The organism is Glutamicibacter sp. 2E12 (assembly GCF_050030965.1).
Lineage (GTDB): Bacteria > Actinomycetota > Actinomycetes > Actinomycetales > Micrococcaceae > Glutamicibacter.
In genome coordinates, this window is record NZ_CP188297.1 from 1800068 (window position 1) to 1821287 (window position 21220).

A 21220-nucleotide genomic window follows, 5' to 3' on the forward strand; every position below is an offset into this window, starting at 1 on the left:
GGGGAATCCTTGGGGCGATCGGCGGCGGGTACCGGCGCTGTCGCGTGAAACGTTATGGGGACGTAATGACAATAGATTCTGGGGCACGCTTTGCTGACGTCAGCGATGCAGATTTAATTCGTGGCGTTAGGAACGGAAGCAGCGAGGCCCAGGACCACCTGTATCGACGGCACAGGCAAGTGGCGCTGAACGTAGCGTTTAGGCATACGAACTCTCCTTCCGATGCCGAGGATGTCGTCTCCGAAGCTTTCCTGCGGGTCTTCCGTATCATCGAACGTGGGGCAGGGCCTGATGAGTTCTTCCGCGCCTATTTACTGACTGCGGTATCGCGCGAAGCCTTTTCCAGGAACAAATCAGCCTCAAAGCAGATTACCGTCGAAGACGTCCAGGACTTCCTGCCAGGCGATGCGCACGCGGACGAGGCGATGGAACGCCATGAATCCACCTTTGCCATCCTCGCGTTCAAGGCCTTGACCGAGCGCTGGAAGACGGTCCTGTGGCTCACCGAAGTAGAGGAACTGCCGCCGAGAGACGTTGCGCCAATGCTCGGCATGACACCCAATGCGGTTTCCGCATTGGCAGTACGTGCGCGAGAGGGACTGCGCGAAGCCTACTTGGCTGCGCATATGAATGGCCAGTCAGGGTTGCCCGCAAGTTGTTCCGATATTCGTGAACATCTGCCGGCCTTTATCCGTGGAACGCTGGGGAGCCGGAACGAGCGTGGAGTCAAGGTGCACTTGAAGTCGTGCGCGAATTGCGCAGTAGTGTTCGGGGAACTGGACGAAATCGGTGCTACTTTGCGTGCTTTCGTCCTTCCTCTGGTCGTTGGAGGGATTACTGCGCTGGGGATTCCTGCCTCGGGAGGTATTGCAGGAATGGGAGCTTCGGCAGCCACGGCAACGGCTGCTGGTGGAGCTACTGCCGGGACAGCAGCTTCTGTTGCTTCGGGGGCCGGTGTGAGTATTGCAGGAGGTAGTAGCCTGGCAGTTACTTTAGGCGTTGGCTTGGTGGGTGTCGCCGTAACAGCGTCCGCCATCGGTCTGATACCGAAACTGATCGTGCATGATGAAAGAGAATGGGCCGCACCCGAAAGCGCAGTCCAGCCCCAGCTGGAAGGAGTCGAAGCCCCGATTGTTGGGGCCGAGCCATCTGCCGTCATGAGCCGTGCCATGTTCTTGCGGGACCTGACTGGACGAACTGTTCCTGATGCGAAAGACGAATTAGAATTCACAAACCAAGTGGAATCGCCATCCACGAAGCCGTTTTTCCCGCTGTCACATATGCCAGCGGCAAGACCGTCGCCTGAAGCGACCTCTGAATCTACTTTTGAGCCGACTGCGGAGCCAACGGTGGAGCCTTCAATCGAGCCGACTCCTGAACCGACTCCGGAACCAACAGTGGAACCGACTGCGGACCCGACTCCTGAACCAACCCCGGAACCGACTCCGGAACCGACTCCTGAACCAACTCCGGAACCAACGGTGGAGCCGACTGCGGAACCAACTCCGGAACCAACGGTGGAGCCGACTCCGGAACCAACTCCGGAACCGACTCCGGAACCAACGGTGGAGCCTACAGTCGACCCGACTCCGGAACCAACGGTGGAGCCGACTCCGGAACCAACTCCGGAACCAACGGTGGAGCCGACTCCGGAACCAACTCCGGAACCGACTCCTGAACCAACCCCGGAACCAACGGTGGAGCCGACTCCGGAACCAACTCCGGAACCGACTCCGGAACCAACGGTGGAGCCTACAGTCGAGCCGACTCCGGAACCAACGGTGGAGCCGACTCCTGAACCAACTCCGGAACCAACGGTGGAGCCGACTCCGGAACCAACTCCGGAACCGACTCCGGAACCAACGGTGGAGCCTACAGTCGAGCCGACTCCGGAACCAACGGTGGAGCCGACTCCTGAACCAACGGTGGAGCCGACTCCGGAACCAACTCCGGAACCGACTCCGGAACCAACGGTGGAGCCTACAGTCGAGCCGACTCCGGAACCAACGGTGGAGCCGACTCCTGAACCAACTCCGGAACCAACGGTGGAGCCGACTCCGGAAGCAACTCCGGAACCAACTCCGGAACCGACTCCTGAACCAACCCCGGAACCAACGGTGGAGCCGACTGCAGAACCGACCTCGGAACCGACTCCTGAACCAACCCCGGAACCAACGGTGGATCCTACGGTGGAGCCTTCAGTCGAGCCGACTGCAGAACCGACCCCGGAGCCAACGGTGGAGCCGACTGCGGAACCAACCTCGGAACCAACCTCGGAACCAACAGTTGAGCCGGAAGACGACCAAGACGGGTCTGGATTCCAGGTCATCATGGCACAAGAGGAAGGTGGATTCTTTGCGAATTACACCTTCGATATCAGCGGAGCTTCTGAAAGCGATCCAATAAGTTTCGAGGTGCGGCTCAACTGGCTTTGGGTGGATAACATGACGTACAAGGGGAACTGCGTTCCCTCGAACATGCGAGCTAATTCGTTCAGGCTAAGCTGCGAAGGCCCAATGACTATAAAGCTGAAGCAGTTCTACTTCCTTGGGGGCCGGACTATTGCATTTGAAAGCCAAGGGAACTCGAAGGAGAAGTTCGAATTCAAGATTCCAGGACTCTAGACGCAGCCCAATCGTCCTTCCATTGCCATTCCAGGGCCATCCGGAATGTGCTTCGCGGCTAGGATCGTTCCATGACTGAAAAATCTCTTCCAGTGTTGCCGCCTGTCAATGCAGAAGCTGCTGAACAGATGTGGTCTGCGTACCTGGTGAGCAAGGGGATTCCGCGGACCGAGGCACCGCACTATGTCGCCGAATCGTTCGGTGATCATCCTGCGCTTGCCGATGAGCTTCTGGATGAAATGCTGCACGGAACCAAGCGAGCGACTTCATCTCTGGCTAGCGATTATGCCTATTACAACGAACGTGTCCCGCAACCTGAAGACCACTGCATTGTCTGCGATGGGCAAGGGCAGCCGCGAGCAATTTTGCGAGTACTTTCCGTCGAGCGTTCCTCGTTCTTCGAGGTAGACGCGCAGTTTGCCGCGGCCGAGGGCGAAGGGGATCTCTCGCTGGAATACTGGCGCGCAGAACATGAAAAATTCTGGCGCCGAACGCAGAAATCCATAGGAATCGACTGGAACCCTGAAGACACCGCCAAAGCCGGGGGAGAGCTGGTCTTGGAACGCTTTGAAATTTGCTGGCCGCAGGAGCATGCCGACTAGCCGGTCGAACTTCGTCACGCTGGCCTGCGGTCGAGAACGCGCGGGCGTAGGGTGGAGACAGAGGGTTTCCCGTGAAAGAAGCCCGGAAAAGAAAGGTTGAACATGTCGATTGTCGTCATCAATGCCCTATCGGTTCCCGGCGAAGCTGGACCGGAACTGGAGAAGCGTTTTGCTGCTCGCAAGCATTCAGTGGATTCTTCACCGGGGTTCGAAGGGTTCAAGTTGCTGCGTCCGGTCAATGGTGGAGACAAGTACTTCGTGTACACCCAGTGGGCAACCCGCGAGGACTTCGAGAACTGGCGTACCCAGCGCGCTGATGCGGCCCATGCTGGCAACGATGCCAAGAAGCCAGTGGCCAGCGGCGCTGAACTTCTCGAATTCGAGATCGTCGAATTCTAGGCGCAGCAGCCTGCGGGCAACGCCCCGATGCCTTCGTGGTATCGGGGCGTTATCTGCATCCAGGACCCTTTCGCCTACCTGCGTCCCTTGAACTTGCGCCGTGCCGAATCGGCCAGCAACGCAGCACCCAAGGCGATGCAAAGCAGTGCGCCGATCAAGAAGGTCATGTCGATGCCTTCCGGGCTGGCCTCGCCATTGAGTCCGGGGTGGGTGGCGATAATGGCCGCGGAAATCGCCGTGCCGAAGGAAGAACCTACAGTACGCAGCACCTGGTTGAAACTTACCGAGCTGCCTAGCTCCTTGGTCGCTACGCTGCGGGCGATCAATGCCGGCATGGCCGCATAGCTTGCGCCCATGCCGATGCCGAAGACCAGCATGCTCAGCAAGATCTCCCAGAGCGCCGAGTGGAGCAGCCAGAGCATGGTGCCTGCTGCGGCCATGATGATCGCTCCAATGGGAAGCATGACCTGGATGCCAACGCGTTTTGCAAGTATGCGCACCACGCGGTTGGCAGCCAAGCTGCCTACCGAGAGCGGGAAGATGACAAATCCTGCCCAGAAGACCGGCAGGCTCAGCCCGTAGCCCGTTGCCGCATCTGCCTGGGCTACCAGTGATGATACGGACATGCCGATATACAGTGCGGCGCCCAGGGCGATGGCCGAGATATTGGCCAGGAGGACTTCGCCCTGCTTGAGCGTGCGCAGATTAATCAGCGGGTGGCCAAGGCTGTTTTCTACCCTCACCCAGATGATCAGCACGATGACCGAGAAACCGCCCAAAACAAGGGTGGCAGGTGAAGCCCAGCCCCACTTGGGGCCCTCGGATATGGCCAGCAGCAGGGAGGTGAGCCCCAGGGCCAGCAAGCCGGAGCCGGTGTAGTCGAAGGGGCGTTGCTCGGCCTGGGTATCGGGGCCTGCAGGAACAACTTTCCACACCACGCAGATGGTGGCCAGCACGAATAGCGCACCGAACCAGAACGCGTAGGAGTAGTCGAAAATGCCAGCGATGATGCCGGTCAATGGATAGCCGATGCCGATTCCGGAAGCAACCGTCACCGACAAGGTGGAGATGGTGTTCTGCACGTGCTCGGGCGCTACATAGCGCCTGGCGATGGCGATGGTGACCGGAACAATGCCGTAGGACAATCCCTGGAGCACGCGTCCGGCAAGAAACACGCCAAAGCTCGGTGCGGACGCTGCCATGACAGAACCCAGGAACATGGCCGCCAGCGAGACGAGCAGCAGCCGCTTCTTATGCGGTCCATCGCTGAGGCGTCCCATGATGGGTGTTGCCACGGCGCCGGCCAGCAGATTCACGGTGAGCATCCACTGGGCGGCGGCAATATCGACATTGAACCGCAGGGAAATCGAGGGGACCAGCAGCATGCCCAGCGAGGAGACGATTGCCGTGGCCAGCGCGGCGAAGACCAGCGTGGGCACCAGCGGGCTCTGGCTGGGTGCGTTGCGGTTCATGGGCGGACCGCGGTATTGATTTTCTTGAGCGCGGGCAAGGCGGAGCGGATCAGGGAATGGTCCTCCTCGCTCAGGTTCTCGCCCATGGCTTGGAGCAGCGCGGTCCGGCCGAGCAGGATTTCCTGGTCCAGCTTTTGGCGGCCGTCATCGGTGAGCTGGAACCAGAGCTTGCGGCGGTCGGCCTCATCCCGGTGCCGCTCGATCAGTCCGAGGCCTTCCAGTTCCTTGGTCGTCAGCGAGATGGCCTGCTGGCTGACCCCGATGGCCTGGCTCATCCGGGCGGCACTAGCCCGGCCTTCGGTGGCCAAGGTGTGCAGGATTCCCAGTTTGCCCGGGGAGATGGATCGTGCCGTGCGTATCAGGCTCAGCAATGGTGAAAGCACCTCGAGCATTTGCTGGGGAAGGTCTGCGGGCTCGGGATCAATTTCCATAGCTATAGAATACAATTAACTTGTACAAGTTTCTTGTGGAATGCTCGTGAGGCTGGACACTGCCCCGATCCATCGGGCGCGAGAAGGTGGTGCTCGCTCGCTTGGCCCCGCGGTTCGCGGGCATGCCACCGCAGCAAGTGGTTGTCGCTGTGGTGCACTCCTGATGGATTCCGGCTCGTGCCGCGCACGCCTGGCCCTTCGCCGGGACCGCGTGTGCGCCGCAGGGAAAATGCCTTCCGGGCCCCGTTGGCCGGCATGTGCAGTTCCTAGATGGACTAGTGGGGGATCCGGTCGCGTGGCGCTTGGATGCCGGGGTGTTCCGGGTGGCAGAAAACCCTTGACCCGCGTTCGGTAGGTGCTCTAGGCTTCAAGATAACCTGATATACCAGTCGGATACCAAGGGTTTCCGGCGGCCTGGACCGTGGTCCTGCGCGCCGGAAATCCCGCCGAACGGTGCAGGGATCAACTTCCATGCGTCCCGAACGAGGGGAAACCCCATTGATCTCCAATGAAACTGTCAGCAGCTACCTTGAGCGGCTTGCCTCGGGCGCCCCGACGCCAGGAGGGGGCGCGGCCGCGGGCCTGCATGCGGCGCAGGCCGCGGCATTGGTGTCCATGGTTGCCGAATTCACTTCCGGACCGCGGTACGCGGACGTCCAGGAGCAGGCCCAGCAGATTTCCGAGCATGCCCGGCTGCTGATGCGCCAGGGGCTCTTCGCCGCGGAGGAAGACGAAAGGCTGTTCGGCGCCCTGGGTGCCGCGTACAAGCTTCCCAAGGAAAGCGACGAGCAGAAGTCGGAGCGCAGCGCGGCCATCCAAAACGCCACCATCGCCGCCGCCGCACCGCTGGTCTCTACCGTTGAGGCCTCCACTGAGATCATCAAGCTGGGCCAGCGCCTGCTGCCCATTGGCAACCGATCGGTCCTCAGCGACGTGGCCGCCGCGGCCGAAGCTGCCCGGGCGGCCTTGGCTACCGCGCTGGCCACCCTGGAAATGAATATCAGCTCAATCAAGGACGTCGCCCAGCGCGACCGGCTGGTCCAGGCGGCCAGCGAGGCCAGCGAGGCGATCGCCCATGCCGAAGAGCTCAGCGCGCACGCCCATACGGTGGTGGCAGCATGACGGCGCGCAATCTAGCCGGGCAGCCGGTGGCTGAAGCGATCCGCGCCCGCACCGAAGAACTGGTGGTGCGCATGGCCAGCGAGGGCACCAGTGTCCGGATCGCAGTCGTGCTGGCCACCGATAACGAGGCCACCGCCTGGTATGTGCGCTCGATCGAACGGGCCGCGGCACAGCTCGGGGTGGACTGCCAGGTTGTGGACCTGACCGGGTCCGGCCAGGAGCAGCTGTCCGAAGCGATCGCCGCTTTGAACGAGGACAGCTCGGTGCACGGAATCATCTTGCAGACCCCCTTGCCGCCAGGAGTGGATGCCGCGGCGCTGGTGGCGCTGATCGACCCGGCCAAGGACATTGACGGGGCCAATCCGCTGAGCCTGGGACGGCTCAGTGTCGGCCAGCCGGCCTTTGCCCCGGCTACCGCACGCTCGGTCATCGAGATCCTGGAGCACTACCGGATCCCGCTGTCCGGGCAGCATGTCGCGGTGGTCGGGCGCTCTGCAGTGGTGGGCAAGCCGCTGGCCCAGCTGCTGCTGCAGCGCGATGCCACGGTGAGCATCTGCCATTCGAGGACCGCCGATCTGGCCCATTTCACGAAGTCCGCCGCGGTGGTTGTCATGGCCGTGGGCAAGGCGAACCTGCTCACCGGCAATGACGCGGAAGAAAGTACTGTGGTGATCGATGTCGGAACGAACGTCAACGCCGAAGGAAAGCTGGTGGGGGACGTCCATGCGGCATCGGTGCGTCCGCTGGTGCGGGCCCTGAGCCCGGTTCCCGGCGGCGTGGGCACGGTGACGACGGCGTTGCTGGTCCTGCATGCCGCGCAGGCCGCGGCGGCAAGCCAGCAGGCGGCCCCGGCGAAGGGAGCGCACATGGCCGGACGCCGGTAGCTGGCTGGCCGGTGTTCCGGATTCCGCTGCGGGCAAGCCAGCTGGCAGTGGAACCCTCAATGCCGGAACCGCAATTGCCATGGCGAAGCGAACCACGGGCACGGTGCACGCCGGCGGGGACATGAACTGGGATCTGCCGCCGGCCAGGTGCACCACGTGCCGCCGCCGCATCATCGATTGGGAGGTTGATGATGCGGCGGCTTTCCCATGGGTGCTGTTCCGCGGCGGGCAGGGAAGGTTCTCTGGCGGGGATTCAGCGCGAGGAGGCACAGTTGATCCCAGCGCGCACTGGCTTCGATTCCATTCCTGGATCCCTTCGCCCAGTTACCGGCAGTCGCGCCGGATCAGGGGAGGGCAGCTGCCTGGGCAGTGGTTTCCAGCGGCCGCTGGGTCCGTGGGAAGGCAGCGCCCCAGGAGTCGTTCGCATTCTTCATGCCGGGGCACGACGGGATGATGTGCGCTACGGCGGTGTGGTTCCAGAACCTGACGCGCAATTCGACGATCAGCGTCGAGGCAAGCTGCTCGAACAAGTCCCCCATGGTGAGACCTGCCGGAGAGACCCGGACCTTCTTGAGTGCAGGCTGCGGGGTGGTGATATGCAGTATCCGCAGTTCCGAGGTCAGCGGGTCGAGCATTGCCACCAGGGCCGCACGTCCATGGATCGAGACCATTCCCATGGCGTCATCTGCTGATTCTGTGGCCCGAGTCATCACGATGGGCATTCCGGGAACCCATCCGTACTGCGACAGATGAGTTTTGCCCTCGCGCGTCGCGAGGAAATCCGCGACCCTGAGCGCGGTTTGGGTTCTAGCGATGCGACCTGCCATTTCAGTTACTTCCTTTTCTTGCGCTGGATAAGAAAACAAGCAAGCTCGAAGGAATCGCCACCCGAGAGGGGATTCCTCCACTGGCGGAGGGGCTAAATCAATGTCAGGTCCGCGTGGGCACCCCGGGGATCCTTCGAGGTGGCAGGGATGGGCTCGGTCAATGGCTGGTCCAGTCAATCCATGGTGGGCGAGCAGCCCTTCAACCCAGCGGTTGCGGGAGCATGGACTTCCCTGCCGGCAACGGCGAAGTGGAGGTTTCGCACCTCGAACTGGATGCCGAGAGACCTTTCCATTTGCGGAAGCAACGTGTCGTTCACGTAGAGCATGATCATTGGGACATGCTCTTCGCCCGTAGCGGTGCAGGCCAGATTCACGATGAGCTCATTCGGGAATCCGGAAATGCTGCAGAAGGCGGAGTGGACTGCATCCTTCTCTTGGCACAGCCGGGTTGCCAGCGCGGCGACATGGCTGATCCGGGTGTCCCAGGCTGAGCTGTGAACCGGACTTGCCTCTGCGGGAACTGCCAAGGAATCACTCATCATCTGCTCCGCTGTGTTGAGTTGCTTCATCGCCTAATGTAATTAGAAAGTCTAACTATTAGATAGGCTACATGTATTCTCTCCAAATGGACAAGCTGGTTTTTCCCGGACGCGGCTAGAAGGCCAGTGAGGCCAGTGAGTCCAGAGAGCGCTACGGCCGCTATCGGCAGGGCATCCCTATTAAGAGGCATGAATGCATGGCGTACCGCCTCGGCGTGCAGGCAGCCACGCAGGTTAACGACGACAGGCCGGGCACCGCTCGCATGAGCGGTGCCCGGCCCCGGGTATGTGCGTCTAGCCGCTAGCTGGCCGAAGTAGCCAGCGAAACTCCGCGCAAGCGGTCCATCTGCGGATCGTACAGCGGATCATCGACCACGGTGGCGGCAATCTGCTTGCCGAAGTACTCGATCGCCACCGGGTCACCGGTTTCCACCGAGATCGGCAGCCACGCGTAGGCGATCGGCTTGCGGACCGTGTATCCGTAGGCGGCGCTGGTGACGTAGCCGGAAGGCTTGCCATCCACGTAGACCGGTTCCTTGCCCAGGACCATGGACACGCCATCATCCACGGTCAGGCAGCGCAGGCGCTTGGTGGCCGCCGCGGCACGTTCGGCCAGCGCCGACTTGCCCACGAAGTCCGCGGTCTTGGCGGCTTTCACCGCGAAGCCCAAACCGGCCTGTTCCGGTTCGTGCTCGCTGGTCATATCGGTGCCGAAGGAACGGAAGCCCTTCTCCAGTCGCATGGAGTTGAACGCCTCGCGCCCGCCGGCAATGATGCCGTGCTCCTGCCCGGCTTCGAAGATCGCATCCCAGAGCTTGGCGCTGACATCCGCCGAGGCGTAGAGCTCCCAGCCGAATTCGCCCACGTAGGACAGGCGCATCGCGGTGACCGGGATGCCGGCGATGGAGATCTGCTTGGTGCGGAAGTACTTCAGCCCCTCGTTGCCCATATCGTCGTCGCTGATCTTGGCCATGACCTGTGGGGCCAGCGGGCCCCACAGGCCGATGCAGGAAGTCCCGGCGGTGATATCGCGAACTGCCACCCACTGGCCCGGGTTGGCCTCATTGAACTTGCGCGCTTCGCGGTCCAGGTAGGCGACATCCACGTTGGAGTTGATGCCGGCCTGGTAGACCTGTTCGGAGAGCCGGGCCACGGTGATGTCGCTGGTGATGCCGCCGGCATGGTCCAGCAGCAGGGTGTAGCTGACCATGCCCGGGGCACGCAGCATATTCGCCGTGGTCAAGCCCTGGAGCATCGGCCCGGCACCGGGGCCGGTGACTTCCACGCGCTTGAGCGGGGTCATGTCGAACATGGCCACCGCGGTGCGGGTCTTCCAGGCTTCCACCGCGGCAATCGGCGAGTGGAACTTGCTTGACCAGCTGTCGCGCTCCGGGGCCGCCCACTCCGCCGGCAATTCATCGAGCAGCGCGGCGTTGGCCTCGTACCAGTGCGGGCGCTCCCAGCCGGTGCCCTCCAGGAAGAAGGCGCCCAGCTTCTGCTGGCGGGAGTAGAACGGGCTGGTGCGCACGGCGCGGGGCTTGGTGCGCGGTTCCAGCGGGTGGCGGACATCGTAGATTTCCACGAAGTTCTGCTGCGAGGTCTCGCTGACGTACTCCTTGGTGGTTTGCACGTCCTCGAAGCGGTTCAGGTCGCAGTCGCTCAGGTCCGTCGTGGAGGTGCCGGTGGTGATCAGCTCGGCCACGGCCTTGGCGATGCCCGGCGCGTGGGTGACCCACACGGCCTCGGCCGCGTAGAAGCCGTCCACTTCCCTGGACTGGCCTACCAGCGAGCCGCCGTCCGGGGTGAAGGAGAAGATGCCGTTGAAGCCGCGCTGGATCCGGGTATTGCGCAGATCCGGCAGCAGCTCCTGGCTGGCTTCCCATTCGGCGGCGAAGTCCTGCGGGGTGAATTCCAGTGAGGAAGGCATCCGCTCGTGGGTGATCTCTTCCGGGCGGTAGGCCTGCAAGGTGTCCAGGTCCACCGGCATCGGGCGGTGGGCGTAGGAGCCGATGCCGATGCGATCTCCCCACTCGCGGTAGTAGAGGTCGCGGTCCTGGTAGCGCAGGATCGGGCGGCTGGCACCGGCCGGCAGCTCGTTGACTCCGGCCAGCGACGGGGCCGGGGTGCTCCAGGCGAACTGGTGGCCCAGCGGCAGCAGCGGGATCGAGGTGCCCACCAACTTGCCGATGTTCGGTCCCCAGAAGCCTGCGCAGGAGACCACGATGTCCGCCGCGAAGCGCTCCTCGCCGCAGATGACCGCGGCGACCTTGCCGCCGGAGACCTCGATATCGGTGACGATGGTGCGGTCGCGGAACTCGACTCCCGCGGCCTTGGCGCGTTCCATGACCAGCGCGGTGCCCTTGGCGGCCAGGGCCAGCCCGTCGCCCGGGGTGAACAGGCCGCCCAGGACCTTCTCCGGGTTGAGCATCGGGAACTTCGCCAGGCAGGCGGCGGCGTCGATGACTTCGGCGTCGACCCCGTAGGAGCGGTTCCAGCCGGCACGGCGATGCAGGTCGGCCAGGCGCTCATCGGTGGTGGCGATTTCCAGTCCGCCCACCGGAAGGAAGGAGCCGCGCCCGTCGGCGCCCACCAGGCCGGTGAGCTTCTCGATGGTGTACTGCGCGAATTCGGTCATGGACTTGGACGGGTTGGACGAGAAGACCAGGCCCGGGGCGTGCGAGGTGGAGCCGCCGGGAAGATCCAGCGGACCCTGCTCGATGACCAGGGTATTGGTGTGGCCCAGCGCGGCCAGTTCGTCTGCGAGGTTGGCGCCGACGATGCCGGCGCCGATGATGAGGATCCGAGGGGAAAGACGGGACATGGGGACTCCTTGAAAGCTGATGGTGTGGTGGTGGCCGGCGCGCTAGGCGTCGATGACCAGATCCGATTGGGCGGTGGAGCAGCAGGGCAGGAATTTCCCGGCCGCGATTTCACGGGCGCGGATGCCGCCCTGGTGGTTCATCGCCACCTCGCCTTCGAGCTTGACGACCTTGCACGAGCCGCACATGCCCTCCTGGCAGTTGGCGCCGATGCGCACCCCGGCCCGCTGGGCGACACCCAGGATGTGCTCCTGGGAACTGATCCGGACATTCACCGCGGTGCGCAGGAAGGTCATGGTCAGCTCGCCTTCGCCCACGGTGGGGAAGGAAGCGGTATCCGGCGAGTCCTGCGCGGGAACCAGCGGTGAGGCCGGCGGCAGCGGGGCATTGGAATCGACCGCCACCAGCTTCTGGCCGCTGGCCTCGATGGTGCCGCTCTGGTCGTACTCGGGTTCGTACATCCCCAGCTCCGGCGGCTGGCTCTCGTAGAACTCCTCCACGGATTCGGCCACCTCCTCGGCGATGGACCCGGCCAGGGCGATTTCCTCCTGGTATTCGAGCAGCGTCTTGCGGTCCCCGGAGAAGAACTCCATGAACACCGAGGTGTCATCCACCCCGGCCTCGCGCAGCAGCTGGGTGGCCGAATTCAGGTACCCTTCCGGCCCGCAGGCGAACACCTTGCGGCCATTGGCGTCCGGGGCCACCGCGTCGATCATCGCCGTGGTCAGCCGCCCGGCAAAGCCCTTCCAGCTCTTGGGCTTGGCCCGGTCGCCCAGCGAGTAGAACACCTTGATCCGCGAATCGACCTGCGCAATGTATTCCAGCTCGGGCCAGAAAGCGAAGTCCCCGGGCACGGTGCCGTGGCAGAGCACCACCACATCGGCCTGGCCGGGCAGCGAGTGGATGGTGCGCACCATCGACATGATCGGGGTGATCCCGGCTCCGGCCGCAAGGAACAGGTAGCGGGCGCGCCGGTCGGAATCGCCCAGGTGGAAGGCGCCCACCGGGCCGAGCATCTCCAGCACCATGCCCGGACGCAGGTTCTCATGCGCCCAGGAGGAGACCAGGCCCTTGGGATCGCGCTTGATGCTGACATTGAAGGTCCAGGGCACGGTGGGCGCGCTGGAAATCGAGTAGCTGCGGTCCACCGGGTCCTGGTCTTCGCCATGCACCGGGAAGGCGATGTTCAGGTACTGCCCGGCGCGGAAGGCCAGCGGGGCGCCATCGGCGCGGCGGAAGACGAAGGTCATCAGCCCGCCGGCTTCCTCGATGGTCTGCACGCATTCGGCCAGGAACTCCTGGGGGTGCCAGGGTCCCAGCGCGCGGGCCGCGCTCGCCGGGCCTTCCTGGGAACTGAGGACCCGGTTCCACGGCATTTCCAGCCCGCGGATGCGCTGGGCCGCTACGCTCGATGCCAGCTGGGCGCCTGCGCTCATGCCAGGTGCTCCAGCACGCGCTGGGTGTACCAGTTGATGAACGCCTCGACCTGGTATTCGCTCTTCATGTACGGGCCCGGCTGGTAGGCGGGGCTGGCTGCGCCCTTCTGGCACAGCTCGACGAAGGCCTTGTCCTGCAGGTTGGTCTGCTTCCAGGTGTGGGTGAGCTTCTCCAGATCGTAGTCGTCTCCTTCGACCGCGTCATCGGCCACCAGCCAGGTGGTGCGCACCAGGGTCTGGTGCTCGTTGATCGGGAAGGCGGCGAAGGTGATTACGTGGTCGGACTGGAAGTGGAACCAGCTGTTGGGCTGCAGGTGCATGGAGCAGCGGCCCAGCCGGAAGTCGCGCAGCTCGCCGAGCAGCTTCTTGGACAGGCGGTGCCCGTCGGCGGAGAAGGATTCCCCGTCGCCGTCCAGGGATTCGCGGGAGATGCGGATGCCGGCGATGCGGGTGTCCAGCTGCTCCACGACCTCGTAGGGCAATCCGTAGCGGCGGCAGCGTTCCTCCAGGGCCGCCTGGGCTTGCTGGTTGCGTTCCCATACCTCTTCCAGGTGCGGCGGAACGGTGTCGTCGCTCAGCCCCCAGGTGGGGAACAGCGAGCAGGCCAGCTCGGGGTGCCCGTCGCAGTGGTAGCACTCGCGGTTGTTCTCCATCACCAGCTTCCAGTTGCCCTCCTCGATGATGTCCTGCTGGTAGGCGACCTTGGCGCGGGCGATATCGTGCGGGGCCAGGTAGGGCTCGAAGATGCCGGCGACCTCGTCGAAGTCCGCCGGCGGGTCCTGGGCCAGGGAAACGAAGACCAGCCCGGCATGGACCCGGCCGTGGGCGCGCTTGAGCGCGAAGCAGCTCTTGTCGAACTTGCCTTCGCCCGGGGCGGAGGCGTGGATCAGGTCCCCTTCGGGGGAGTAGGTCCACGAGTGGTAGCCGCAGACCAGGTTCCCGGTGCTGCCCGAAGCTTCGGTGAGCACGCGGGCGCCGCGGTGCCGGCAGACGTTGTGCAGCACGTTGACCCCGCCCTCCTCGGTGCGCAGCACGATCAGCGAATGCGGACCGTAGTCCACGGTCACGTAGTCCCCGGGCTCGGGGATCTCGGCAATGCTCGCGGCGAACAGCCAGTGGGTCCCGAAGATGGCCTGCATTTCGACATCGAATACTGAGGGGTCGGTGTACAGAGGGGCTTCGAGCGAGTAGCCCTTGCGCCGGTTGCGGAAGAGTTCGGTGATCTCGGCGAGCTGTTCTTGGTTCACCGACGTAGCGAGCTTCCCACGCGTAGTGCGCGGTGCGCTTACCGAAGCGGTCATCTGTTACTCCTTGGAACACGACGCGGCTGGCGTCCTCTGGCTGTGGTTGCGCGGGCCGATGTGAGGCCGGTCACCGCATGAATCGAGACTAGGAAGAAATAGTCGGCAAGAAAAGCGCAAGAAATTGAACGGAACCGTGCACAATTGGTGCATGATCGATCCACGCTTCGCCACCCTGCGGGTCTTCTCCTCCACAGGCTCGGTAGCGCGCACCGCGGAACTGACCGGCTACTCGGCCTCGGCGGTCTCCGCGCAGCTGCGCGAACTGCAGCGCACCCTGGGCATCAAGCTGATCACCAAGGAGGGCCGCGGGGTGCGGCTGACCTCCGCGGGCCGGCATTTCGTTGCGGGCCTGGACGGGATTGTGACGCAATGGGAGCTGCTCGCGGCGTCCGCGCGCAACGCCTCCGGGCAGGTGCAGGGGCAGTTCGGCCTGGGCGGTTTCTCCACCGCTGCCGCGCAGCTGCTTGCCCCGCTGGCCGCGAACCTGCGAGCCACTCGGCCCGATACCGAGGTGCAGCTGATCGAAGCGCAGCCGCAGCGCTGCCTGGACTTGCTGCTCGCGGAGCGGATCGACCTGGCCGTGATCGTGGCCAGCCAGACGTCCGCGGGTTCTGCCGCCAGGGACCGGTTCGAGCAGACCGTGCTGCTCGATGACCCGCTGGATGTGGTGCTGCCCGCCACGCACCGGCTGGCGCAGCACAAGTCCGTGGCCCTGGAGGACCTGGCCGATGACCCGTGGATCTCCGAATCCGGGCAGTCGGTCTACCGGGCGCTGTTCGTTGCCGCCTTCACTTCGCTGGGGGTCACCCCGCATATCGCCCACGAGGCGGTGGAGTGGGAAACCATGATCGCGTTCATCGGGGCGGGCCTGGGTGTGGGGCTGCTGCCCCGGCTGGCCACCCTGGGCGATGCGCAGAACGTGGTGCGCCGCCGGATTTCCGGGGCGGCCAAGCCCTCGCGGCGCATCGTGGCGGTGACCCGCAAGGGCAGCCGCGGCTCGCCGCTGATCGAGGAATCCCTGGATATCCTGCAGCGCACCGCCAAGGACATCATTTCCCTGCGCTCGGCCGAGGAACTGGACGGGTAGCCGGTCGCTGGCGGGCTGCCGGGCCCGGCGGATTTCTCGCCGGGCTATTGACATGGATCACATCCAGTGGTCAGACTTGGGCACATCCGATTTGGTATCCAACTGATATTTCAAGGAAGTGGTCCGCTATGGGCAACTTGGCAGTAAGCTACGCCGGGGCAGGCAAGGTCGAGCTGATCGACACCCCGTACCCCGAATTCGAATTGAAGGACGGGCCCGGGGTCCACCCGGCAAACGTCGGGCGGCAGGTGCACCACGGGGTCATCCTGCGGACCATCGCCACCAACATCTGCGGTTCGGACCAGCACATGGTCCGCGGCCGCACCACCGCGCCCGTCGGGTTGGTGCTGGGCCACGAGATCACCGGCGAAGTGGTGGAAGTAGGCCGCGATGTGGAATTCCTCAAGGTCGGCGACGTCGTCTCGGTGCCCTTCAACATCTCCTGCGGCCGCTGCCGCAACTGCAAGGTCGGGCAAACCGGCATCTGCCTGAACGTCAATCCCGACCGCCCCGGTTCCGCCTACGGCTACGTGGACATGGGCGGCTGGGTGGGCGGCCAGGCCGAATACGTGCTGGTGCCCTACGCTGACTGGAACGCCCTGAAATTCCCCGACCGCGACCAGGCCATGGAGAAGATCCTGGACCTGGCCATGCTCTCGGACATCTTCCCGACCGGCTACCACGGAGCCATCGGCGCCGGGGTCACCGTCGGTTCCACCGTCTACGTCGCCGGCGCCGGCCCGGTGGGCCTGGCCGCGGCCACCTCCGCGCAGCTGCTGGGTGCGGCCACCGTGATTGTCGGGGACCTGAACGCCGACCGGCTGGCTCAGGCGCGCAGCTTCGGTTGCGAAACCGTGGACGTCTCGCAGGGCGACCCGGCCGAGCAGATCGCCCAGATCCTGGGCGTGCCCGAGGTCGACTGCGGCATCGACGCGGTGGGCTTCGAGGCGCGCGGGCACGGGCACGACGCTGGCAAGGAACAGCCTGCCACGGTGCTCAATTCGCTGATGGAAATCACCCGTGCCGGCGGCAGCCTGGGCATCCCGGGGCTCTATGTCACCGGGGATCCGGGCGCCGAGGACGAAGCGGCCAAGGTCGGTTCGCTGTCCATGCGCTTCGGCCTGGGCTTCGCCAAGTCCCACACCTTCGTCACGGGCCAGTGCCCGGTGATGAAGTACCACCGCGGGCTGATGCAGGCGATCCTCTCGGACAAGGTCTCGATTGCCAAGAACGTCAACGCCACGGCCATTGGCTTGGACCGGGCCCCGCAGGGCTACGCGGCCTTCGACGAAGGCGCCGCGCAGAAGTTCGTGCTCGACCCGCACGGGCTGATCAGCGCCTGACCCGCGCTTGACGCGCATTTAACCGCTGCCCGCCGTGCCGGCCGGGAACAATTCCCGGCCTGCACGGCGCACTTCCGGCCGGCTCTTGAGCCCGGCCGATTTGCCGGCCCCGGCCACCACTCACGAGCAACCCCGGGACCCCGGCTGATTCGGCGCGCCCGCATTCCCCTGCCGGCCCGCCACCTATTGCCTTTATTGAAGGAAACCGAAATGAAACGCACTGAGCAACCCGTGAACGACCTGGTCAGCGAGCTGCACTCGGCTCGCCGGCGCCGGCCCAGAAGATACCTGTCCTCCGGCACCGACTACTGGGTCTTCGGCATTGCCGGACTCCTCGCCCTGGCGTTCATCGCCTGGGGCTTCGCTTCGCCCGAAGGGCTGGGCTCCGCGGCCGGGAAGGCCCTCGACTGGGTGATTACGAACACCGGCTGGGTCTTCGTGATCGCCGCGACCGTTTTCACCCTGTTCGTGCTGGTGGTCGCGGCCAAGAGCTTCGGGCGCATCCCGCTGGGCAAGGACGGGGAGAAGCCGCAGTTCAGCACGGTTTCCTGGATCTCGATGATGTTCGCCACCGGCATGGGCATCGGGCTGGTCTTCTACGGGGTGGGCGAACCGCTGTACTTCTACATGTCTCCGCCGCCGGAAACCGTGGGCGGGCAGACCTCGGCCGCGGTGGGCACGGCCATGGGCACCACCATGTTCCACTGGACGCTGTTCCCCTGGGCCATGTACGCGATTGTCGGGCTGGGCATGGCCTACGGCAGCTTCCGGCTGGGCCGCCCGCAGCTGTTCTCCTCGATGTTCACCTCGATCTTCGGAGAAAGGGTCGTCCACGGCTGGGGCGGGAAGACGATCAACATCCTGGCTATCCTGGCCACGCTTTTCGGCTCGGCCTGCTCGCTGGGGCTCGGCGCGCTGCAGATCGGCGGCGGCATCCAGTCCGCCGGGCTGCTGTCCTCGGTGGGTTCGGGGGTCCTGGTACTGATCATTGCGGTGCTCACCGCCTTGTTCGTGGCCTCGGCCGTCTCCGGAATCGAGCGCGGCATCCAGTGGCTGTCCAATATCAACATGGTGCTGGCGGTGATCCTGGCGCTGATCGTGTTCATCGGCGGGCCCACGCTGTTCATCCTGAACGTGATTCCCAATGCGGTGGGCTCCTTCATCGCTGACTTGCCGGAAATGGCATCGCGGACCGCGGCTTCCGGGGACGGCGACATGGCCGCCTGGCTTTCCTCCTGGACCATCTTCTACTGGGCCTGGTGGGTTTCCTGGACCCCGTTCGTGGGCCTGTTCATCGCGCGGATCTCGCGCGGGCGCAGCATCCGCCAGTTCGTCACCGGGGTGCTGCTGGTACCTTCCACCGTCACGCTGTTCTGGTTCGCCATCTTCGGCGGCGGCGCCATCGGCCTGCAGGAGCGGGCCGAGCGCAACGGGGACATGGGCCAGGCGCTGGCCCAGATGGTGGACGGGGCCCCGGACATCGACTTCAACTCGGTGCTCTTCGAGCTGCTGGGCGCACTGCCATTCCCCGAATGGTTCTCCATTGCGCTGATGGCTCTGGCCGTGGTGCTGATTGCCATCTTCTTCGTCACCGGGGCGGACTCCGCCTCGATCGTGATGGGCGCGCTGAGCGAACGCGGCGCGCAGGAGCCCTCGAAGAAGTCGGTGGTCTTCTGGGGCGTCTCGGTGGGAGCGGTGGCCGCGGTCATGCTGCTGGCCGGCGGGGACCATCCGGCGGCGGCCCTGAACGGGCTGAAGAACATCACCATCGTCTCGGCGCTGCCCTTCGTGCTGGTGATGCTGCTGCTGTGCGTGGCGCTGTGGAAGGACCTGTGCCGTGATCCGCTGGTGCTGCGCGGCAAGGTGGCGATGGAGGTGCTGGAGCAGGCGGTGGATGACGGAATCGACCGCCACGAAGGCGAGCAGTTCAGCCTGATGACCAGGGAGAACTCCATTGTGGCCGCGTCGGGCCTGCCGGCTGGAGACCGGCCGGAGCCGGTGGCCCAGGAGCTGGAAGCCCCGGTGCGCGAACCGCAGCCGCGGCCCGAAACTGATCTGGAACCCGAGGGCGCCGGCCGCTAGCGGCCGGTTCGCGTCCCCGGCATCCAGCTAGGGTGCGCGGCGCAGGGCCTGCTCGAAGTGGGCCACATGCTCGGAGACCAGCCGCGCTGCCAGCTGCGCGTCGCCGTCGAGGATGGCGCGCAGCAGGGCCGAATGCTCGGAAATGTGCTCTGCGATCGGAGGCATCTGGTCGATGACCAGGCACCAGATCCGGGTCACCAGATTATCCAGGCGCACCAGGGTTTCCTCCAGGTACTTGTTGGCCGCCGCATTGTAGATGAGCCGGTGGATGCGCACATCCAGCAGCAGCAGCGAACGCTGGTCCAGGGCGGGATCCAGGGCATCGATCTGCTGCAGGTAACTGGCCAGCTGCTCGCGGATCTGCGGGTCCTTGTTCGCGGCCGCGTTGCGCGCGGCCAGCGGCTCGAGCACCTGGCGCATTTCGGAGATGTAGTTCAGCTCATGGAAATCCACGGCCGTGGCGAAGGTGCCGCGGCGCGGATAGGACACCACCAGATGGTCGGTTTCCAGCCGCTTGAGAGCCTCGCGCATCGGGGTGCGCCCAATGCCCAGTTCTTCGGCCAGCTGCGGCTCGTGGATCGGGTGCGTCGGAGCGATTTCGAGCAGCACCAGCCGGTCGCGCAATGCGTTGTAGGCTCGATCAGCCATCGAGCCTTGCTCGGTGGCGGCGCTGGTCAGTTCGGTGGGCCTTGGCATATCGCTCTCTATCACTGTTCAAAAATCAATTGCCGACACACAAAGAGTATCGCCCCGGCTTCGATTTGGGCGCTTTTCCTGTGCCGATGCGCTCAACAGCCCTTGGCTTGCCGGCCAGCGGCAGAGCGGAAAACCGTACTGGGGGCGCTGGGAAAGGCGCCAGGAAGAACCGCCGGAAAAGTTGTTGACGCTGTGCTGAAGCACACATAGTATTGTGATCATCAATTGATATATCAGTATCCGGCCAGAGGTTGGCGGGTCTGCCCGCAGCTGCTTCCGAAGGCAGGGGCGGCGCGCAGTTCCGCTGGGAAAACTCAGTCCGGACGGCTTTGAAGCCGCGGCGCAGAGCACTGCGCGGAAGCCAGGTGCAACCGCATGAAAATCCCCCGAAAAACCACTACGAGCCATGGCGAAGCTAATGCCATCTCGGCGAAATCAAGGAGCGGCACGATGACCGAACCGAACAACAAGTATGTCCTGACCCTCACCTGCGCCGAGCGCCCGGGCATCGTGCATGCGGTCACCGGGTTGCTGCTCAAGCACCATGGCGACATCCGGGAGCTCAAGCAGCATGACGACCAGCTTTCCGGGACGCTCTTCATGCGCATCGAATTCGAGGTCGCCGCGGCGGAGGATATCCCCGCTGAGATCGCCGAACTCGAGTCGGGTCTCGGCCAACTCGCCGATGAGCACCAGGCGACCTGGGGTTTGCGCCCGGCCGGCAACAAGAAGCGCGTGGTGGTGATGGTCTCCAAGTTCGGCCATTGCCTGCATGACCTGCTGTTCCGCGCCCGGATGGGGGAGCTGCCGGTGGAGATCGCGGCAGTAGTCTCCAACCACCCGGACCACCGGCAGCAGGTCGAGTGGAACGGGATTCCGTTCTTCCATATTCCTGTCACCCCTGAGACCAAGCCCGAAGCCGAGTCCAAGCTGATGGACCTGGTGGAGCGCTTCGAGGTGGATCTGGTGGTGCTGGCCCGCTACATGCAGGTGCTCTCCGATGACCTCACCCGCAAGCTCACCGGCCGGGCCATCAACATCCACCATTCGTTCCTGCCCTCTTTCAAGGGGGCCAAGCCCTACCACCAGGCCTTCGAACGCGGGGTGAAGACCGTGGGCGCCACGGCGCACTACGTGAATTCGGAGTTGGACGAGGGGCCGATCATCACCCAGCGCGTCCAGGAAGTGGACCACAGCTACGCGCCCGAGCACCTGGTGGCCGCCGGACGCGATACCGAGTGCAAAGCCCTGTCCGATGCGGTGCGCTGGCACTGCGAAGACCGGGTCTTCCTCAGCGGCTCGCGCACTGTGGTGCTGCGCTAGCACCCTCCGGGCCAAAGGCCCCGGCGGGGATTCTACGGACATCATATGACGATGCCCGCCGAACCCGGCCGGGGCCTTTGCTGTTGCCCGCCGTTTGGGCCCGGAGGCGCTCGACCGGAGGCGCAAAGGCCGGGAAGACAGTGCGGTCGAATGCAGGGGCACGGAAGTTTTCCCAAGTTAACCTAGGAATTATCCTTGTCTTGGCCACTGGGGCTATGCAAGGCTATGGA

General features: G+C 64.4%; 17 protein-coding genes. 9 read left to right on the forward strand and 8 right to left on the reverse strand.

All coding sequences use genetic code 11. The features are described from left to right. Positions 1 to 65 precede the first annotated feature (65 nt). From ACP3TE_RS08465 to ACP3TE_RS08475, 3 genes are all read left to right on the forward strand, one after another. Positions 66 to 2624, forward strand: coding sequence for a sigma-70 family RNA polymerase sigma factor (locus tag ACP3TE_RS08465; protein WP_426736029.1), 2559 nt, complete (start codon positions 66 to 68; stop codon positions 2622 to 2624). 71 nt (positions 2625 to 2695) lie between these two features. Next, entirely contained in the window at positions 2696 to 3226 is a 531-nt protein-coding gene (locus ACP3TE_RS08470; protein ID WP_133833939.1) for an ASCH domain-containing protein, read from the forward strand. A gap of 102 nt (positions 3227 to 3328) precedes the next feature. Continuing rightward, positions 3329 to 3625, forward strand: coding sequence for an antibiotic biosynthesis monooxygenase family protein (locus ACP3TE_RS08475; RefSeq protein WP_332488065.1), 297 nt, complete (start codon positions 3329 to 3331; stop codon positions 3623 to 3625). Positions 3626 to 3699: 74 nt separating this feature from the next. Here the strand turns inward: ACP3TE_RS08475 and ACP3TE_RS08480 are convergent, their stop codons facing one another. Continuing rightward, entirely contained in the window at positions 3700 to 5097 is a 1398-nt protein-coding gene (locus ACP3TE_RS08480) for an MFS transporter (RefSeq protein ID WP_133833941.1), read from the reverse strand. Beyond that, positions 5094 to 5528 carry a MarR family winged helix-turn-helix transcriptional regulator gene (locus tag ACP3TE_RS08485; RefSeq protein WP_133833942.1) on the reverse strand — a complete coding sequence of 145 codons (435 nt, stop codon included), beginning with the start codon at positions 5526 to 5528 and terminating at the stop codon, positions 5094 to 5096. Before ACP3TE_RS08485 ends, ACP3TE_RS08480 begins: the two co-directional genes overlap by 4 nt. Before the next feature lie 471 nt (positions 5529 to 5999). Between ACP3TE_RS08485 and ACP3TE_RS08490 the strand changes: the two genes are divergently transcribed. Together ACP3TE_RS08490 and ACP3TE_RS08495 are read left to right on the forward strand one after the other, a co-directional pair. Then, complete coding sequence (locus ACP3TE_RS08490) at positions 6000 to 6650, forward strand: cyclodeaminase/cyclohydrolase family protein (protein ID WP_402697662.1); 651 nt, start codon at positions 6000 to 6002, stop codon at positions 6648 to 6650. Beyond that, complete coding sequence (locus ACP3TE_RS08495; RefSeq protein WP_402697664.1) at positions 6647 to 7534, forward strand: bifunctional 5,10-methylenetetrahydrofolate dehydrogenase/5,10-methenyltetrahydrofolate cyclohydrolase; 888 nt, start codon at positions 6647 to 6649, stop codon at positions 7532 to 7534. Before ACP3TE_RS08490 ends, ACP3TE_RS08495 begins: the two co-directional genes overlap by 4 nt. A gap of 344 nt (positions 7535 to 7878) precedes the next feature. On the opposite strand, the gene ACP3TE_RS08500 is transcribed toward ACP3TE_RS08495, so the two are convergent. The 5 genes from ACP3TE_RS08500 to ACP3TE_RS08520 form a co-directional block, all read right to left on the reverse strand. Continuing rightward, positions 7879 to 8361: a hypothetical protein gene (locus tag ACP3TE_RS08500; protein WP_332595215.1), complete on the reverse strand. Its 483-nt coding sequence runs from the start codon at positions 8359 to 8361 to the stop codon at positions 7879 to 7881. A gap of 173 nt (positions 8362 to 8534) precedes the next feature. After that, positions 8535 to 8930 carry a hypothetical protein gene (locus ACP3TE_RS08505; RefSeq protein ID WP_426736032.1) on the reverse strand — a complete coding sequence of 132 codons (396 nt, stop codon included), beginning with the start codon at positions 8928 to 8930 and terminating at the stop codon, positions 8535 to 8537. 271 nt (positions 8931 to 9201) lie between these two features. After that, positions 9202 to 11721, reverse strand: a complete 2520-nt coding sequence (locus ACP3TE_RS08510; protein ID WP_426736034.1) for a GcvT family protein — start codon at positions 11719 to 11721, stop codon at positions 9202 to 9204. Positions 11722 to 11763: 42 nt separating this feature from the next. Beyond that, a complete protein-coding gene (locus ACP3TE_RS08515) occupies positions 11764 to 13155 on the reverse strand; it encodes a flavin reductase family protein (RefSeq protein ID WP_332488080.1) in 1392 nt (463 codons plus the stop codon). Beyond that, positions 13152 to 14456 carry an aromatic ring-hydroxylating oxygenase subunit alpha gene (locus tag ACP3TE_RS08520; RefSeq protein WP_105658918.1) on the reverse strand — a complete coding sequence of 435 codons (1305 nt, stop codon included), beginning with the start codon at positions 14454 to 14456 and terminating at the stop codon, positions 13152 to 13154. Before ACP3TE_RS08520 ends, ACP3TE_RS08515 begins: the two co-directional genes overlap by 4 nt. Before the next feature lie 151 nt (positions 14457 to 14607). Here ACP3TE_RS08520 and ACP3TE_RS08525 point away from each other — a divergent pair, with 151 nt between their 5' ends. The 3 genes from ACP3TE_RS08525 (at position 14608) to ACP3TE_RS08535 (ending at position 18971) form a co-directional block, all read left to right on the forward strand. Continuing rightward, positions 14608 to 15546 (forward strand): LysR family transcriptional regulator, encoded by a 939-nt coding sequence (locus ACP3TE_RS08525; RefSeq protein WP_400290047.1) that lies wholly within the window; start codon positions 14608 to 14610, stop codon positions 15544 to 15546. Positions 15547 to 15674: 128 nt separating this feature from the next. Beyond that, complete coding sequence (gene fdhA / locus ACP3TE_RS08530) at positions 15675 to 16889, forward strand: formaldehyde dehydrogenase, glutathione-independent (RefSeq protein ID WP_133833949.1); 1215 nt, start codon at positions 15675 to 15677, stop codon at positions 16887 to 16889. Between the two features lie 210 nt (positions 16890 to 17099). Continuing rightward, on the forward strand, positions 17100 to 18971 hold the full coding sequence (locus ACP3TE_RS08535) for a BCCT family transporter (RefSeq protein WP_105662331.1): 1872 nt from the start codon (positions 17100 to 17102) through the stop codon (positions 18969 to 18971). A gap of 27 nt (positions 18972 to 18998) precedes the next feature. Here the strand turns inward: ACP3TE_RS08535 and ACP3TE_RS08540 are convergent, their stop codons facing one another. Continuing rightward, on the reverse strand, positions 18999 to 19667 hold the full coding sequence (locus tag ACP3TE_RS08540; RefSeq protein WP_402735475.1) for a GntR family transcriptional regulator: 669 nt from the start codon (positions 19665 to 19667) through the stop codon (positions 18999 to 19001). A 450-nt stretch (positions 19668 to 20117) separates the two neighbouring features. Here ACP3TE_RS08540 and purU point away from each other — a divergent pair, with 450 nt between their 5' ends. Beyond that, a complete protein-coding gene (gene purU / locus ACP3TE_RS08545) occupies positions 20118 to 20990 on the forward strand; it encodes a formyltetrahydrofolate deformylase (protein ID WP_105658923.1) in 873 nt (290 codons plus the stop codon). The last annotated feature ends 230 nt before the right edge of the window (positions 20991 to 21220 follow it).

Excerpts from the sequence above, each read along its gene's own strand:
- ACP3TE_RS08465 (WP_426736029.1), top strand. The coding sequence starts at position 66 with ATGACAATAGATTCTGGGGCACGCTTTGCTGACGTCAGCGATGCAGAT.
- ACP3TE_RS08470 (WP_133833939.1), top strand. The coding sequence starts at position 2,696 with ATGACTGAAAAATCTCTTCCAGTGTTGCCGCCTGTCAATGCAGAAGCT.
- ACP3TE_RS08475 (WP_332488065.1), top strand. The coding sequence starts at position 3,329 with ATGTCGATTGTCGTCATCAATGCCCTATCGGTTCCCGGCGAAGCTGGA.
- ACP3TE_RS08480 (WP_133833941.1), bottom strand. The coding sequence starts at position 5,097 with ATGAACCGCAACGCACCCAGCCAGAGCCCGCTGGTGCCCACGCTGGTC.
- ACP3TE_RS08485 (WP_133833942.1), bottom strand. The coding sequence starts at position 5,528 with ATGGAAATTGATCCCGAGCCCGCAGACCTTCCCCAGCAAATGCTCGAG.
- ACP3TE_RS08490 (WP_402697662.1), top strand. The coding sequence starts at position 6,000 with ATGCGTCCCGAACGAGGGGAAACCCCATTGATCTCCAATGAAACTGTC.
- ACP3TE_RS08495 (WP_402697664.1), top strand. The coding sequence starts at position 6,647 with ATGACGGCGCGCAATCTAGCCGGGCAGCCGGTGGCTGAAGCGATCCGC.
- ACP3TE_RS08500 (WP_332595215.1), bottom strand. The coding sequence starts at position 8,361 with ATGGCAGGTCGCATCGCTAGAACCCAAACCGCGCTCAGGGTCGCGGAT.
- ACP3TE_RS08505 (WP_426736032.1), bottom strand. The coding sequence starts at position 8,930 with ATGAAGCAACTCAACACAGCGGAGCAGATGATGAGTGATTCCTTGGCA.
- ACP3TE_RS08510 (WP_426736034.1), bottom strand. The coding sequence starts at position 11,721 with ATGTCCCGTCTTTCCCCTCGGATCCTCATCATCGGCGCCGGCATCGTC.
- ACP3TE_RS08515 (WP_332488080.1), bottom strand. The coding sequence starts at position 13,155 with ATGAGCGCAGGCGCCCAGCTGGCATCGAGCGTAGCGGCCCAGCGCATC.
- ACP3TE_RS08520 (WP_105658918.1), bottom strand. The coding sequence starts at position 14,456 with ATGACCGCTTCGGTAAGCGCACCGCGCACTACGCGTGGGAAGCTCGCT.
- ACP3TE_RS08525 (WP_400290047.1), top strand. The coding sequence starts at position 14,608 with ATGATCGATCCACGCTTCGCCACCCTGCGGGTCTTCTCCTCCACAGGC.
- fdhA (WP_133833949.1), top strand. The coding sequence starts at position 15,675 with ATGGGCAACTTGGCAGTAAGCTACGCCGGGGCAGGCAAGGTCGAGCTG.
- ACP3TE_RS08535 (WP_105662331.1), top strand. The coding sequence starts at position 17,100 with ATGAAACGCACTGAGCAACCCGTGAACGACCTGGTCAGCGAGCTGCAC.
- ACP3TE_RS08540 (WP_402735475.1), bottom strand. The coding sequence starts at position 19,667 with ATGCCAAGGCCCACCGAACTGACCAGCGCCGCCACCGAGCAAGGCTCG.
- purU (WP_105658923.1), top strand. The coding sequence starts at position 20,118 with ATGACCGAACCGAACAACAAGTATGTCCTGACCCTCACCTGCGCCGAG.